16 protein-coding genes are annotated in these 15,649 nt (G+C 51.7%); 3 read left to right on the top strand and 13 right to left on the bottom strand.

Annotated features, from left to right (window positions below; translation table 11 throughout):
* Nucleotides 1-93: 93 nt before the first annotated feature.
* Both ACLIN2_RS04505 and rluF read left to right on the top strand, forming a co-directional pair.
* Entirely contained in the window at nucleotides 94-741 is a 648-nt protein-coding gene (locus ACLIN2_RS04505; RefSeq protein ID WP_411503331.1) for an MOSC domain-containing protein, read from the top strand.
* 12 nt (nucleotides 742-753) lie between these two features.
* A complete protein-coding gene (rluF, locus tag ACLIN2_RS04500; protein WP_411503330.1) occupies nucleotides 754-1,440 on the top strand; it encodes a 23S rRNA pseudouridine(2604) synthase RluF in 687 nt (228 codons plus the stop codon).
* A gap of 83 nt (nucleotides 1,441-1,523) precedes the next feature.
* Here the strand turns inward: rluF and ACLIN2_RS04495 are convergent, their stop codons facing one another.
* The 11 genes from ACLIN2_RS04495 to ACLIN2_RS04445 form a co-directional block, all read right to left on the bottom strand.
* On the bottom strand, nucleotides 1,524-1,832 hold the full coding sequence (locus ACLIN2_RS04495) for a putative quinol monooxygenase (protein ID WP_411503329.1): 309 nt from the start codon (nucleotides 1,830-1,832) through the stop codon (nucleotides 1,524-1,526).
* A 23-nt stretch (nucleotides 1,833-1,855) separates the two neighbouring features.
* Nucleotides 1,856-2,686, bottom strand: coding sequence for an alpha/beta fold hydrolase (locus ACLIN2_RS04490; RefSeq protein ID WP_122961621.1), 831 nt, complete (start codon nucleotides 2,684-2,686; stop codon nucleotides 1,856-1,858).
* Nucleotides 2,683-3,087, bottom strand: coding sequence for a hypothetical protein (locus tag ACLIN2_RS04485; protein WP_122961620.1), 405 nt, complete (start codon nucleotides 3,085-3,087; stop codon nucleotides 2,683-2,685). Before ACLIN2_RS04485 ends, ACLIN2_RS04490 begins: the two co-directional genes overlap by 4 nt.
* 77 nt (nucleotides 3,088-3,164) lie before the next feature.
* Nucleotides 3,165-3,950 (bottom strand): N-acyl homoserine lactonase family protein, encoded by a 786-nt coding sequence (locus ACLIN2_RS04480; RefSeq protein WP_411503328.1) that lies wholly within the window; start codon nucleotides 3,948-3,950, stop codon nucleotides 3,165-3,167.
* Between the two features lie 118 nt (nucleotides 3,951-4,068).
* A complete protein-coding gene (locus ACLIN2_RS04475) occupies nucleotides 4,069-5,517 on the bottom strand; it encodes an aldehyde dehydrogenase family protein (RefSeq protein WP_122961618.1) in 1,449 nt (482 codons plus the stop codon).
* A 25-nt stretch (nucleotides 5,518-5,542) separates the two neighbouring features.
* Nucleotides 5,543-6,874 (bottom strand): MFS transporter, encoded by a 1,332-nt coding sequence (locus ACLIN2_RS04470; protein ID WP_411503327.1) that lies wholly within the window; start codon nucleotides 6,872-6,874, stop codon nucleotides 5,543-5,545.
* 131 nt (nucleotides 6,875-7,005) lie between these two features.
* Nucleotides 7,006-7,776, bottom strand: a complete 771-nt coding sequence (locus tag ACLIN2_RS04465; protein WP_411503326.1) for a carboxymuconolactone decarboxylase family protein — start codon at nucleotides 7,774-7,776, stop codon at nucleotides 7,006-7,008.
* Entirely contained in the window at nucleotides 7,773-8,684 is a 912-nt protein-coding gene (locus tag ACLIN2_RS04460; protein WP_411503325.1) for an NAD(P)-dependent oxidoreductase, read from the bottom strand. The genes ACLIN2_RS04465 and ACLIN2_RS04460 overlap by 4 nt, the downstream gene beginning before the upstream one ends.
* A 40-nt stretch (nucleotides 8,685-8,724) precedes the next feature.
* Nucleotides 8,725-9,102, bottom strand: a complete 378-nt coding sequence (gene pcaC, locus ACLIN2_RS04455) for a 4-carboxymuconolactone decarboxylase (RefSeq protein WP_092267179.1) — start codon at nucleotides 9,100-9,102, stop codon at nucleotides 8,725-8,727.
* A 338-nt stretch (nucleotides 9,103-9,440) separates the two neighbouring features.
* Entirely contained in the window at nucleotides 9,441-10,088 is a 648-nt protein-coding gene (locus ACLIN2_RS04450; protein ID WP_411503324.1) for a GntR family transcriptional regulator, read from the bottom strand.
* Nucleotides 10,089-10,322: 234 nt separating this feature from the next.
* Nucleotides 10,323-10,649 (bottom strand): DUF1904 family protein, encoded by a 327-nt coding sequence (locus ACLIN2_RS04445; RefSeq protein WP_092267182.1) that lies wholly within the window; start codon nucleotides 10,647-10,649, stop codon nucleotides 10,323-10,325.
* Nucleotides 10,650-10,919: 270 nt separating this feature from the next.
* On the opposite strand from ACLIN2_RS04445, the gene ACLIN2_RS04440 reads away from it, so the two are divergent.
* The gene (locus ACLIN2_RS04440; protein ID WP_122961616.1) at nucleotides 10,920-11,750 is read left to right on the top strand and encodes an undecaprenyl-diphosphate phosphatase; all 831 of its coding nucleotides are present in this window, start codon (nucleotides 10,920-10,922) and stop codon (nucleotides 11,748-11,750) included.
* A gap of 108 nt (nucleotides 11,751-11,858) precedes the next feature.
* Here the strand turns inward: ACLIN2_RS04440 and ACLIN2_RS04435 are convergent, their stop codons facing one another.
* Together ACLIN2_RS04435 and ACLIN2_RS04430 are read right to left on the bottom strand one after the other, a co-directional pair.
* Nucleotides 11,859-13,892: an ABC transporter ATP-binding protein gene (locus ACLIN2_RS04435; protein WP_411503323.1), complete on the bottom strand. Its 2,034-nt coding sequence runs from the start codon at nucleotides 13,890-13,892 to the stop codon at nucleotides 11,859-11,861.
* Between the two features lie 4 nt (nucleotides 13,893-13,896).
* Nucleotides 13,897-15,648, bottom strand: coding sequence for an ABC transporter ATP-binding protein (locus tag ACLIN2_RS04430; RefSeq protein ID WP_411503322.1), 1,752 nt, complete (start codon nucleotides 15,646-15,648; stop codon nucleotides 13,897-13,899).
* Between the last annotated feature and the right edge of the window lies 1 nt (nucleotide 15,649).

Raw genomic sequence — 15,649 nt, 5'->3', positions numbered from 1 at the left:
ACCAGAGTTGCCACAGGATGTCCCGCCGGGCAGTGGTAGGAAGTGGGGTTTTGTTATAGTATGAGGAGAGTGCACATGTAGGGAGTGGAAACTATGTCGGATAGAAAAATCGTTTACGTAAGCAAAGGCTTGCCGAAGAACATGACATATAATGGACAAGAATATCTTTCTGGCATTTGGAAGGAGCAAACAGACGAGCTTCACGTCGCCACCCAGCAAATCGCCGAGGACGATGTCGCGAACCCTGCATACCACGGCGGTCCAGATCGCGTCGTCTGTCTCTATCCTTTTGAACATTATGCTCATTGGGAGAAGGAATTCGATCAGCCCTTGGAAAAGGCGGCATTTGGGGAAAATGTAACTGCAGAAAACATGCGTGAGGATCAGGTGTGCATCGGGGATGTCTATCAATTCGGGGATGCCATCCTGCAAGTTTCGCAAGGCCGCTATCCTTGTGCTACGATTAATAAGCGAAATCACAATAACCAACTGCTAAAGCAAATCATTGCAGCCGGGTATACCGGGTACTTTTTCCGTGTCCTGCAAGAAGGGACGATCAAGTCAGACTCACCGATCATCCAGCTGTCTGCCCATCCCGCCCAGGTGACGGTCGCTTCGATCCACCATCTGTATTTTCACGAGAAATCGCCAGATCCCAAGGTGCTCGCACGAATGCTCGAGCTGGAAGAACTCGCGACACCTTGGCGCAATAAACTGATCGAGAAGCAGCAAAAGCAATGAAAGGAACGTTCCATGCGAATCAATAAATACATAAGCGAAACCGGTTTTTGTTCACGCCGGGAGTCAGACAAGCTGATAGAAGCAGGACGCGTGACGATCAATGGACGAATGGCAGAGCTGGGCAGTACCGTTTCGCCCGGTGACGACGTTCGCATCGATGGCAATCCGCTAGGCGCCAAGAAAAAGTCCGTCTACATCGCCCTCAACAAGCCCGTCGGCATTACCTGTACGACCGAATTGCATGTAAAAGGAAATATAATCGACTTCGTGAATCATCCAGAGCGCATCTTCCCTATCGGTCGGTTGGACAAAGACTCCCAAGGCCTGATCTTGCTCACGAATGACGGCGATATCGTCAATAAAATCCTGCGAGCGGAAAACAACCATGAGAAAGAGTACATCGTCACGGTCGACAAGCCAATCACCCCGCTATTCATACAGGGGATGTCCGGCGGTGTGCGCATCCTCGGCACCGTCACCAAACCGTGCAAGGTCACCAAAATCAGCGATCGCGTCTTCAAAATCGTTCTCACCCAAGGACTGAACCGGCAAATCAGACGGATGTGCCAGGCGTTCGGCTATCAGGTGCGGCAGCTGAAACGGGTCCGGATCATGAACATTGAACTGGGCGAACTCAGGGTTGGTCAATGGCGAGATCTGACCGAGCGAGAGCTGACGGAGCTGAACAAGAGTTTGTAAGGAGTACTTCATTTTGAGTATGCTTTTCGCAAGCATAATAAAGGCCCCTGAAGAGCCATTACGTGCTCATCAGGGGTCTCTGACTATTTCTCCCTGGTTTCGTCAGGGACTACCGCATCAAAGGTCACAATCGTATACGGCTCTGCGATCAGCTCTGCTACGTCTGCCTTCCACTTGTGAAAATGATCAGTGGTGCGATGCTTTGCTTGGTCGTCCTTCGTGCGATACACCTCGGTCAGCAGAAAGCGGGTCGGATCATCCTGCTGCTGCAGCACGTCAAAACGTATGACACCTTCTTCTCGCAGGCTGTTTTGAGCGTTTTGCATGGTCGCTTCCTTGAAAGCGTCGATGGCCAGTTCTTTTACAAGAATGGAAACGTGAACGATATACATCTCTCTCACTCCTACTTTCGTATCTAGCATAACTTGTCCAGTACGGGCCGCAGATACTCCATTAGCAGATCCGGATTTTCGCTCATAGGGAAATGACCCATCGTTTTCATGACGTGAAATTCGGCTCCGGGAATCAGCGCGGCCGTCCTGCGTGACATTTCCGGCGAGCAGGAGTAATCGTACTCGCCGGTAAACAAGAACACCGGACATTGGCTCGTGTCGATTTTCCCTACCCGATCTGTGGCATTCCAGTCTTCGCTGTAGAAGGAAATATCGCCGTAGTACACGCCAGGCGCTCCTTGGCTGTAAATCCACCACACATCTCTGCGCAGATGCTCCGGGCTTTGCGGGGCCATAAGTCCGTATACATTTGTTGCGCACATTTCCCCGCCATTGATCTGCGGATGGAACAAATAGTCGTTCAAACGACCACCCGTAGCGGCAGCCGCTTCCAGCGCAATCACTCCCCGAAACTTTTCGGGGAAGCGGTACGCCAGCTCAAGCGTGATATTGCCTCCCATGGAGCATCCGAGCATGAGTGGCTCCTCGATGTCTGCCGTTTGCAGAAAAGTCATGATGAACTCCACGTACAGGTCCGTAGTCAACCGGTATGGCTCCAGCCACCATTCCTTCGGCGGCATCGAGCGCCCGTGAAACGGCAGGTCAAAGGCGATCACCTGAAAGCGGGACAGCAGCTCCCGATTTCGCAGCAGCTCCTGATACTGGCGGGAGTCTGCCCCCGCCGTGTGTAGGCAGACGAGTGGGACTCCCTGACCGGCGCTTTCGTAATAGATACGGTAATGCTTGCCCTGCACGGTCATTTCTACATATCTTCCTGTCACCGGGTCCTTCATCTCGTTTCCCCTCCAACCTCGCGTACGAGCGACATCATTCTCGTCAGAGAGCGGATATGCTGCATCGCTTTCAAACGGTTTCCTGTCAATCGGCATTCCGGCAATCGGGTGACCATCCCGAGCAGGTCATAGTACATCGGGGGAGGAAGCGGCTGCGCAAACTTGCTCCAGGCCTCCTCCGTTCCCTCGATGGCAAAATCCCAGCTGTCGTTCCAGGTAGGCGCCACGACCGAAATCACCTTTCCGCCCACGACGTGAAACAAGTAAACCGCTTCTCCGACCCGCCAGACAAAATCGCAGGTCATCCATCTCGCAATCCAGGACAGCTCCCGGTCTTCGTTGACGACCTGGCGGAATTGTTCCATCCACTCGGGCGAGAACATGTGCAGGCTGTTTGCCATCTTCTTGCCACCTCCGTTCCTTCCTGTGAAAATCCGAAAGCCAGCCACCCGTAGCTAGGGTCCTCTGACTTCACCCTTTAGGCGATCCGGACTACGATACCCTCCAGCTCGTCGGAAGCCGCCGGGAACCGCTCCATCACCAGCGGATCGTGGCCCGGGATAATCAGCTCCGGTGAATCCGCCAACGATTTGACCAGCTCGAACGCATCGTACATTTGCGGCAGATGAGTCACGACCCAAAACGGGCGGTCTTCATTGATATTCTTGTAGTAATGAGTGGCGTCGGAAGCGAGCACGACTGTCCCCTTCTCCGTCTGCACCTCAACGATCTGCAAGCCGGCGGAGTGGCCGCCTGCCTTGTGCACCGTTACGCCTGGGAGGATCGCTTTGCTGCCATTGACAAACTGCACTCTCCCTTTGAAGTTCTCCTTGACGAGGTGAACGACATCGTCGGTGGTAATATGGTGGAGAAAGTGCGGCTTGGAGGCGTACTTCCCCGTCCAGAACGCCATTTCTTCCTCCTGCACCACGAAGGTGGCGTTTGGAAACTTGTCCAGATTGCCCAAATGGTCGTAATGCATATGAGTAATGACCACAAGTGGGACAGACGCCGGGTCGACCCCCAGCTTGCCCAGGACGCTTGCTGGGCAGCGCAGGAAGTTGCGCTTGCGCTCTGCGGCTACTGCTTCATTAAAGCCGGTATCGACGACGATCACCTGATCTCCCGCCTTGATCAGCCAAATGTAGTAATCCATAGGCATGGAATAGTTCTCGTGAGGATCGGCAGCTCCGTAAAAATGATCGCTGCAGACGGCTTCCCGTGTCGAATACTTGATGGCATAGACTTCATGTGATTTTGTCATGTTTGTTCACCCCTCCACTTTTTCTGCCGCCAATGCCTGCTTCTGACCGAAAGAAATCGGCAGTGTCCGGGAACACATGCCGAAGAAAAGAAACATTTGTTCAAAAGAGAAGCGTCTACTACAGCTTGATCCCGATAAACTTGATCTCGGTCATTTCCTCGATCGCATAAGCCACGCCCTCTTTGCCGATTCCGCTCTGCTTGACCCCTCCGTACGGAATGTGGTCGTAGCGGCGGATGGACGCGTCGTTGATCCAGACGCCGCCCGTTTCCAATGCCTCTGCCACGCGCAGGGCGCGGCTGATGTCTTTCGTGAATACACCCGCATGCAGTCCCAGATCTGAAGCGTTCGCCTGCGCAATCGCTTCGGCTTCCTCGTCGAACGGAATAACGCTGAAGACTGGCGCGAAGATTTCCTGGCAAACCACTTTCATTTCATGGGAGACATTCGTCAGGACAGCTGGCTCCAGCAAAGCCCCGCTGCGCTTCCCGCCGGTCAGAACTGTTGCCCCCTGCTCGGCAGCTTCGCGAATCCACTCCTCGGCGCGGGCCGCTGCTGCTTCCGTGATCATCGGCCCGACGTCTGTGGCCTCGTCCAGCGGATTTCCGACGCGCAGCGCACGCACGCCGTCGACCAATTTGTTCAACAGAGCCTGGTACACACTTCGCTGAACGTAAATTCTCTGCACGGAAATGCACGCCTGCCCCGAGGTCACGACCCCTCCGCGAACCAAGGCTGCGGCAGCAGCATCCAGGTCGGCGTCCTCGAAGACAAGATTGGGCGCATTCGAGCCCAGCTCCAGCGTGACGTTTTTATGGCCCGCCAGCTCCTTCAGCTTCCAGCCCACCTGGCCGCTTCCCGTGAACGTCACGCGCTTTACCCGTGGATCTTTCACCAGAGGCTCCGCCAAATCCTGTCCCGGGCCCATCACAATGTTCAGTGCCCCTGCCGGCAGCCCGGCTTCCATAAACAGCTGGTACAGCATGACAGGCGACAGCGGCGTTTTTTCGGCAGGCTTCAGCACGATGGTGTTCCCGGCGGCAATCGCCGGGGCAACCTTGTGCAAGACCAGATTGAGCGGGAAGTTGAACGGCGTGATCGCCACCACGACGCCAATCGGATACCTTTTCGTAAACCCAAACTGATTCTCCCCGCCATGGGCGCTGTCCAGCTGGATTTCTTCCCCGTGAATTTGCTTGGCTCCCTCGGAAGCGAACCGCAGCACTTGCACGGCGCGGTCTACCTCCACGCGAGCCTCGCGTATCGGCTTGCCCGTCTCCAGCACGAGCAGGTTTGCGAAAGACTCCGTCCTGCTCTCCAGCAAATCCGCCGTCTTGCGCAAAATGTCCGATCTGCGGTAGGCAGGCATTTTCTTCATCGTCTCTTGAAACACCCGCTGGGAGACGGTGATAGCCTGTTCTACATCCTCCTTCGTTGCGCAGCTGATTTTCCCAATCAGCTGATTGTTGTACGGATTGCGCACCTCCAGGACGGCGCTTTCCTCTGATTTTACTTCCTGGCCGTCAATAAAGGAGCCAAAGTAGAACCGCTCTGTTTGTGATAGCATATCCCTTCCTCCTTCTCCGTCTTGTTTACTCCGCTTGGTTAAAGTCCACATCTTTCGTTTCCGGCCCGAGATAGGCACCTACCGTTCCAATCACCGCACCAATGATCAGGAGTGCGATAATCGTCGAGTTGTACGACATGATCCCGCCCAGCCAGTTCATGTAGAAAGCGTAGAAGGACGGGAGAACGACAGAAGCACTAAAGCCCAGTCCGAATCCAGAAGCACGCACTTCGGTTGTAAACCGTTCATTGATATACGTGACAATGACACCCCACGGCGCCGTGACAATGACTGAAAACAAGACGACTAGCAGCATGATGAGAGGCAGCGGCAGCGCTTTTCCGTTGAGTATAATTGCAAGCAAGACACTGCCCACAAGGACGATGGCTGGACCAAGGATCAGGAAGAAACGGCGGCGACCAATTTTTTGCCCGATCACGCCTGCCGCGATGTAGCTTCCGAAAAGAACGGCGTAGCTGATAAACAATGTCAGAGTGACCTGAATCCCATCCAATCCAAGGATGGTGCGCAAGACTGTCGTAGGAAGGATCAGGGTGACGATATTTTGCGTCAGCCAAAATCCGGTCATCATAATAAATACTTGAAAGAAGCTTCGTCCTGTCTTTCCTCTGAACATGCTCGCCAGCGAATTTTTTTCTTTCTTGGAACTCTCCCAGGTTTCGGACTCAGGAACCTTCCGAATATAGTACGCAGCCAGCCAAAATGCCAGCAATGCGCCAATCACAAACGGAATCCGCCAACCCCATACGGCGTACGGCGAATCTGGTCCGGCTTGCGGGATTAAAGCAAACGCTGCCAAACCGAGCAAATTAATGACGATGTAGGCCAACGGAAACGCCGACAAAATGAAAGCGCCTACAAAACCACGCTGATGCTTCTCGGAGTATTCCATAGCCAAAGGGTGAGATCCTGTGTAGCCTCCGCCCAAAAATACCCCATCGAGAAAGCGCAGCAAAACAAGCAGCCAGTAGGCAGTAATACCAATGGAACTATAGCCAGGTAGAAGGGCAATTAGTAATGTAATAATGCCGAAACCGAGTACGGATGAGATAGTAGCCTTCCGACGGCCGATCTTGTCTCCAAGTGCCCCGAAGATGGTTGCGCCCAGTGGTCGCCCGAGCAGTGTGGTCACGAAAACGAGTGAGGTCAAGATACCCGCCATGCCTTGTGGCAGCTCCTCTGGCTGAAAGTAGCTCAACGCCGGTGTCAGGATGATGGTCGGTAAATAAATGTCGAACATATCCACGAATTCGGTAAAGAACGCTCCCTTAATGGCCGCATTTCTCTTCTCGACGATCTTGCTTTTCTCAACCGTGCTTTGCACCTGAGATGTCATAACGATCCTCCTTTACGTATACAAAATTTTCTTACTCTTTTCTGTGCTAGAGAAAAAGAGCAGCCGGGAATGAAACGATGTGTATGGAATTTCATCCCCGCTGCTTTAAGTCCCAAAAGGCGGTTGCCGTGTTATTCGTTGCCTTTGTTCACCAATCTAGACAAGATCGGCACACTTACTGTTGCCGCATGGATCCCTAAAGTGCTGGCAAGCTCGAGGACCTCCATGATTTCTTCTTTCGTGGCTCCGTATTGGAGGGCGTTGCGCATATGCACCCGAATCCCCGGTTCGTAAAGATGCGTGGCTGCAGCGTCAACTGTCAGGCAAATGAACTCTCTGATTTTCGGATCTAGATGATTGTGTTTGAAGGCAACTCCGGAAAACTCCAGATACGCCTCGAAAAAGTCAGGATCAAGCAGCAATACGCTATCCCACATTTCGGACCAATAGCCTCTTTCATCGATAAATACCTGCTTGAGTCCCTTTTGGCGAGGGGTCAATTCCGCATCAACGGGCGTGCCATTCTCTGCGAGCACTTCCATGAGAATCGGGGAAGCCACTGTTGCTGTGTGAATCCCGAGAACGCTGGCCAACTCGATCACTTCCATGATTTCCTCGGGAGTTGCTCCGTAGCCCAGTGCATTTTCCATATGCTGCCGTGTTCCCGGCTGATACATATGTGTTGCTGCCACATCGAAGGCAATGTAAATCAATTCTTTTGTCTTCAAATCAATGTGACTGTGATTTTTTTGGAAGGGCACCGCTGAAAATTTCAGGTAGGCTTTGAGAAAGTCGGGATCAAGATGTAGCACATCCTCCCAAATCTCCGTTGACCAGTATCCTCGCTCCTTGATAAAAGCTTCTTTGATGGCGGCTTGATGGGGAGTTAGTTTTTCGTTCATATCAATCTCTCCTCGCTCGCTTCCACTCGGACTTTGGCCCACTCCTCGAATAGCCGGACGACTTCGGTTGTATCTGAATCGGCCCCGAGATGTTCCTTTGTCAGTTTAAAAAATTCCTTTACGTTGCTTCCAATCCACATCGTGGCCCCTAAGCGGTCCGCTTCGTGCATGCACAACGCAACATCTTTGTACATGAGACCGGATTTGAAACCGTAATCAAAATTGCGGTTCAGCACAGCAACCGGGAACTTATCCAGTGTGGCGCTGTTGCGGCCACTGCTGACATTGAATACATCCAGCATCGTTTGCGGATCGAGGCCAGCCTTCACTCCTAATACCATGGCTTCCGAGGTCGCAATCAAGGCTACGGCGGACAGGTAATTATTGGATATTTTGAGCGTTTGTGCCTGGCCTGCCTCAGGTCCCACATAAAAGGTTTTGTTTCCAATGATTTCAAGCACAGGGAGATTGGCATCATAGGCTTCTTTGGGTCCTGCCACCATAATGGACAAGGTGCCCTTTTCAGCGCCCGGCACACCACCACTGACAGGAGCATCCAAGCAGGCAACGCCGCGTTCGGTAAGTGCAGCAGCAATTTGTTGAGCAGCTTCGGGGCCAGTGGTTGATAAATCAATGTAGGTTTGAAAGGGCCTTCCGGAGGTCAGCCCATATTCTCCGAGGGCTACGATTTTCGCTACTTGCGGATTTGGCAAGCTTACGAGAATCGTATCCGCCAGTTGGGTGATTTCTGCTGGCGTCGATGCGATGACAGCATTCGGATAAGCCTGGAACGGCTTCAACGCTTCCTCCCTGGCATCGAGTACGGCTACGGAATGCCCGTTTTCGAGGAGCCTCCGCGCCATGTGAAACCCCATATTTCCCAAGCCGATAAAACCCAGCTTTGTCAATTTGCTCAACCTTCTTTCGTTTTAAGTAGTGTCCTGATGTTTATTTTTGCAACTCAGCAAGAACACGCTTGCCGACTTTAAACGCTTCCACACCTGCAGGCACACCACAATAAACCGCTACTTGATAAAAGACTTCGGTAATTTCTTCGGGTGTTACACCATTTGTAATGGCTCCTCGTACGTGCAAGGCTAGTTCATCAGGTCGGCCAAGAGCGCTCAGCATCGCAAGGTTAAGCATGCTGCGATCTCTGCGAGAGAGACCCGGGCGTGACCAGCATGTTCCCCAGCACCATTCTGTGGTGAGTTCTTGCATGGGCATGTCAAAATCCGTAGCGTTTGCCAGCGAGCGGTCTACATGCTCAGCTCCCAGTACTGCTCTGCGGATCTCCAAACCTTGATCAAACTTTTCACTTTTCATGTTCGTTCAGCCTCCCGTCGATTTTTCGATCTGTATCCGCTTTCATTTCCTTGTGAAACCCCTTCATCATTAATTAATTTCAACTTTTTGAAATTAACAGATAATAGTGGTCAGTTTGAAAAGAATCGGATGACTTCTTTGCCTTCTCATTGTACATCATTGAATACTATATTGTCGACAATGTTGTATAAAAAAATAAACTTTTCTGACACTGAACCGTTGAAATGATTTGCGTGGCTCCTCGACGCTTGACCGCTGCGCCCGCATGTATCCTGCGCCAAGCCTTTGGCGCAGTCTTCTGTATAAAAAAATCCGGTTTGTTACTGCCGGATTTTTCTCTACGAAGGATAGACTATGTCGAGCGTTTTCAACGAACGGCTTTCCTGATCGCGAATGGCTTGAATTCCTGCCTCCGTATCCCGCTTTTTCAAAGCATCAAGTTGACGGCTGTGTTCTTCATAGGACGAGTACATGTTCTTTCCTTGGCCTATATTTAACACGCTTAATGGACGAGTAGACCTGCGCATGGAATGATGCATTTCGGCCAGAAATTCATTGTTTGCAATGGCAAAAATCGTCTCGTGAAACTTTTCATTGAGAGAATAGTATTCAACAACATCCTCTTTTTGAATGGCAGACCATTGAGCTGCTAGGATCTCCTCCAGCTCTTGGATATCACGATCCGTCACATTTTTAACCGCCTTGGCCATCGCGATTTCTTCCAATCGAAACGTAGCGTCATACAATTGGTGGATTTCTATTTTGCGAAATTTTTTGACAACAAACCCATGATGCGGAACGCGTGTCACGAGCCTTTCCTTTTCAAGCATCAACAACGCTTCGCGGACAGGAGCTCTACTCGTGTTAAATTCTTCGGCGAGCTTGGTTTCCACCAAATGTTCGTTTGGGCTGAGAATACCTCGTGCGATTCTTTGTGAAAGTTCTTCCGCTAATTGCAAGGCAATCGTTTTCTTCGTTTCCTTCACTTCCTAAATCTCCTCTAAGTTTGGATTTACGTTCATTCATTTCATTCACTCTTATTATAGTCTATTTGGTATAAAAATAGATAATCCCTTTCTACCCTTTACTCAAAAAGAGCCGCCCTTACTACCTAGCCATAACTGCTCCTCCTGCCACCAAAAACCAGTCCATTCTTCATCAAGAATGGACTGGCCCATTTGCTCCTGTCGAAAACAAAAAATCTTTCCCGGGAAATCTGTCTAAAAATGTTTCCCGTTCGCGTAGTAGCTTTCCTTTTGGTACGTGATAAATGCCATTTCCACCTCAGGTATGTCGAGGGATAGTATGTACTTGGTCACAATTTCAGCGAACTGATCACGTGTCTCCTGCCCGCGCTCAAACCAGGCTACCTCGATAAAGGGATAAGATTCTACCACTTTTCCGCCAAATACGCCGGTCGTATGCAAGCATTCTATCGTGAAATTATCCGTGCCGCATCCGCAAAGAACGGCCAGCTCCTCGAGGAGTGGTTCACTGATGGCCGCCAATTTTTCTGCCTGGATTCCTCTTACGATTAGTTGGGGCATGCGCTCTTCTCCTTTGTATGCAATGTGAGATAGACTTCCTACTCTCATCATACCTTCCTGAACATGAGTTGAGTAGTTACTTTCCTGGCTGATCTTTTTTTCTTCCTACCCGTACCCTTTGCTCGCGGTCATTCGTATCTTCCTTTGTGGTTTGCGAGTCATCAAGGAAAGGCTTACTATTTCACGTCTTTTGTATTAAAGTGGATGAGGGACAACTCCTATTAAAACGTGCGCCATACGAGAGAGGCGTTTTTGGAAAGGTGAGTAACCATGGATCTTTGGCATATGTTCGTGGCGTTTGTGTTGGGACTTGTAGAAGGCCTCACAGAATTCGCGCCCGTCTCTTCAACTGGGCACATGATTATCGTCGACGATACCCTTTTGCATTCAAAAGAACTGTTTTCCCCGGAAGTTGCGAATACTTTCAAGGTGGTCATTCAGCTCGGCTCAATTTTAGCGGCTGTGATCGTCTTTAAAGATCGTTTTCTCAGTCTGCTCGGACTCAAAAAAGTCTCCCCGGACGGCAATGGCCCAGGCCACAAGCTTCGGTTGTCGCAGGTCTTTGTCGGACTGCTGCCGGCTGCCGTACTCGGTTTGTTATTTAATGATTACATCGATGAGTATCTGTTTTCCATCAACACCGTTCTCATCGGACTCGTAGCCGGCGCTGTCCTGATGATCGCTGCCGACTGGTTCCGTCCTGGAAAGCCGAAAGCTGCGAGCGTCGACCAAATCACGTACAAGCAAGCACTCATCATCGGGCTGTTTCAATGTATTGCTCTGTGGCCAGGCTTCTCCCGCTCCGGCTCTACGATTTCCGGTGGGGTAATGCTGGGGCTGAGTCACCGCGCAGCCTCTGACTTTACGTTTATCATGGCTGTTCCTGTCATGGCGGGCGCGAGCTTTCTGTCGCTCCTGAAGCACTGGCAGTACATCACGGCGGACACACTGCCCTTCTTTATCGTCGGATTCATCAGCGCGTTCATCTTTGCTTTGCTGGCGATTCGTTTCTTCCTGAAGCTGATCAACAAGATCAAGCTGGTGCCATTTGCTCTGTATCGAATCGTGCTGGCTGCGCTCATTTTCTTCTTCGTGATGTAAAGCCAAAAGAGCATTTGCATGCACTCAATCGAAAAGCGGCCTTCCCTACTACTGAGGAAGGCCGCTTTCTTCTATATTATAGGACTGTTTTTGGCCATGCTCCCCGCTTTATGGCGACGTCAAAGCCATGCCAGTAGACGCGTTTTCTCCCTGCTGCAATTGATACATTTGAAAATACTTCCCGCGTTTTGCCATCAGGTCTTCATGTCGTCCTCGCTCTACGATACTTCCCCGATCCAGAACAAGAATCTGATCCGCATTTTTGATCGTGGAAAGCCGGTGAGCAATGATGAAGGTGGTCCTGCCTTTTTTCACCACCTCCAGCGCCTGCTGAATGATCCCTTCCGTCTCCGTATCGATATTGGCCGTGGCTTCGTCCAGTACCAGAATCGCAGGGTCAAACGCAAGGGCACGGGCAAAAGAAATAAGCTGGCGCTGTCCGGCAGACAAGGTACTTCCCTTTTCGATGACCGGCTCGTCAAAACCATTTGGCAGCGTCCGCAGCAGCTGATCTGCCCCGACATCGCGCAATGCCTTTTCTGCCCTCTCCCGTGAGATCGAAGGGTCTCCCAACGTCACGTTGGACAGGATCGTCCCCGTGAACAAAAACGGATCCTGCAAAACGATTCCCATGTGCTGGCGTACCTGCTGCTTCGTCATTTCCATCACGTTGCGCCCGTCGATCATTACTGCGCCCTGGTTGACGTCATAAAACCGGAACAGCAAATTAATGATCGAGCTTTTTCCTGAGCCGGTATGACCGACCAGAGCGACTGTTTCTCCCGGCCACGCTTCCAAGGACACCTGCTTTAGAACGTACTGATTCGGTTGATAGGCAAACGAAACGTTGTCAAAACGGACATTTCCCTGATAGCACGCCGCTTTCCCACGATCGACCTCGATTCCTTCCTCGTCCAAGAGTTCAAACACCCGCTCTGCCGCAACGCGCGCCTGCTCCAGCAAAGCCAATTGATTGACGATTTGTGTGATCGGCTGAAACAGACGATTGAGATAATCGACAAATGCGTATAAGGCACCGAATGTGAAGAGCGTGCCTACTCCCGCCGATGCTCCGCCCACATACCAAATAAACAGGATAAAAGCGGTGTTGCGCAGCAGCTGCACGAGATTAAAAGAAGTGATGGAATTGAGTCGCTGCAGCTTTTTTTGGTAGGAAAATATCTCTTCATTCAGCTCGTTAAATTCCTCTTTGGTCTCCTTCTCCCGGCGAAATGCCTGGATGATCGACATCCCTTGAATGGACTCGTTGATCATTGCATTGATGTCGCTAAGCCTGCTGCGTATGGCGTGATTAAAGGCCGCAGCGTATCTGCGGTACAGGATGACCCAGACCACCATGATCGGCAAAAGCAGGAGACAGACCGATGCCAGTCTGACATCAAGGAGGAAGAGGGCGGTAAAAATCCCAATCAGATAAATGCTGCTGCTGAAAAACTGATCGAGCACTTTCGTAAACAACTCACGCACTGCCTCTGTATCATTGGTGACGCGGGCCACCACTTTTCCTGCCGGCAGGTTGTCGAAATAAGTGATCGGCAGTCGCTGAATATGCGCAAACACATCGACGCGCAGCTTCTGGATGACCTGGTTCGCTGATTTTTGCAGCATGAACTTCTGCCCATAATGAAAGACAGAAGCCAGCATCAACAGCCCCATGTACGCTGCTGCCAGCATAATCAAGCCTTTGGTCTCCGGGCGAAAGAACGCAAAAACCTCGGAGTTGGTCAGTCTTTTTGCGGGATATTCTGCTGTCCTGCTGCTGCTTTTGATGGTTAGCTTCCCATTTTGCACCTCTCGTTGACCATCCTCTGCAATCGGCTGTCCGACGAAGTAATAGTCGCGGCCTACCTGCAGGACACGCACCTGCGCACCCGCTTTTTCCCCCTCGCTCAAATGATCCTGGCGTGTGTACCATTTTCCCTGATACAAGGCAGAATCCCCTCGCTGCGCAGTCTCGTACCAAGGCAGCTCAATCCCGAGAATATGGGTATCGATCATCTTTTTGGCCAAAAAGGGACCGCTCAGCTCGGCCGCCACCGCGATGGACAGCATGAGCAGCCCAAGCAGGATCGTTTTCTTAAATAAAGCCGCATAGCGAAATAGTCGCTTTCCCGTTGTCATGCAATCACTCGCCTTCCGTCAGTTGTGCCTCCATCTGTTGAAGCACGTACTGTTCCTTGTACCACCCGCCCAGCTCGATCAGCTGCTCGTGTGTGCCTTCCTCAACGATTTTCCCGTCTTCGAGCACCAGAATCCGATCCGCATGCTTTACCGCTGATAGACGGTGTGTCGTAATCAGCGTGGTCTTACCCGAGCGTTCCCTGCGGATATTGGCGATCATCTCCGCCTCCGTCTTTCCGTCAACCGCCGACATGGCGTCATCGAGAATCAGGATTTCAGGCTGAACCAACAGCGCTCGGGCGATCGATACGCGCTGCTTTTGCCCGCCAGACAGTGCTACTCCTCTTTCGCCGACGAGTGTTTCTACTCCACCCTGCAAAAATTTCACGTCCTTTGCGAAGGCTGCCAAGCGCAGCGCCTCCTGCAGATCTTCCTCCGTACCTTCCTTTTTACCGAGCAGCACATTTTCCCGGACCGTTTTGGAGAACAGGATCTGCTCCTGAGGGACGTAGCCAATCCAGCGCTTGAGCTGATCGAGCGGTATTCTTTCCACTGGCGTTCCCGCAATCGAAATAGACCCGGTACCGAGCGGAAACTCTCGCAGCAGCTGTCGCACCAGCGTCGTCTTGCCGCTCCCGGTCCTTCCCACGATCCCCAGGGTTTGCCCCCGTTGCAGCGTAAAGGAGACTTCCCTGAGCGACTCCACATGCGCAGAAGGATAGCGGAAGGTGACGCGATCAAAGCAGATGGTCTCCGGACTTTGTGGCGAAACGGGCTGTGCATGGTCTGTCACGTCCGCGGGATACGCCAAGGTCTCGTTCACCCGGTCAAGCGAGGCACTTCCCCGCTGCATGATGTTGATCAGCTCGCCGATCGCAAACATGGGCCAGATGAGCATCCCCAGGTAGACGTTAAAGGAGATCAGCTCCCCCAGGGTCAGCTCCTGATGAAACACGAGATATCCCCCGTAAATCAATCCGATCATGTAGCAGATGCCGACCAAAATTTTGACGGTAGGCTCGATGAGGGAATCGACTTTCGCTACCGCGATGTTTTTTTCATAGACTTCTCTGGTCTTCGTACGGAAGCGCTTTTCATCTGCCGTCTCCTGTACATAGGCACGAACCACACGAACGCCGGCAACCGACTCCAGTACTTGATCGTTCAGCTCGCCGAAAGCATCCTGGGCCTGTGAGAATCGTTCGTGAATCTTCTTCCCGTAGCGATGAATCGCATACGCCATGAATGGAAGCGGCAAAATGGACGCCAGCGTAAGCTTCCAGCTGACGAAAAAGCCCATCGTCAAAATGATGACAGAGGTAAAGCTCGCGGAGTCCACCAGCGTCAAAATACCGAAGCCGGTCGTCATCGACACCGCCTTGAGGTCGTTTGTGGCCCGTGCCATCAGGTCTCCAGTTCGATTTTTCTGGTAAAAGGTCGGGGTCATTTTCAAAAAGTGAGTCATCAGCTTGGAGCGAAGCGAGCGCTCTGCCAGATAGGCACCTCCGAAAAGTTTGTTCACCCAGACGAGGTTCACCAAATAAAGAAAGACAGCTAGAGCTGCATAACCCATCACAATCTGTCCCAATCGCTCTGCTGTCATCGTCCCCATCTGAAGCTCGTCGATGGCGATTCCCACGATCTTGGGCGGAACAACCTCGAGGATCCCTCCCAATATCAACAGTGAAATCGCGATTATATACTGCTTTCTATGCTCGCGAAAAAACCAATTCAGCTTCGTCAAAACGGAAAACATC

The organism is Brevibacillus centrosporus (genome assembly GCF_046622605.1).
In the GTDB taxonomy this organism is placed as follows: domain Bacteria; phylum Bacillota; class Bacilli; order Brevibacillales; family Brevibacillaceae; genus Brevibacillus; species Brevibacillus centrosporus.
The sequence above is the reverse complement of the archived record's forward strand: the minus strand, read 5'-3'. Positions and strand labels throughout refer to the sequence as shown.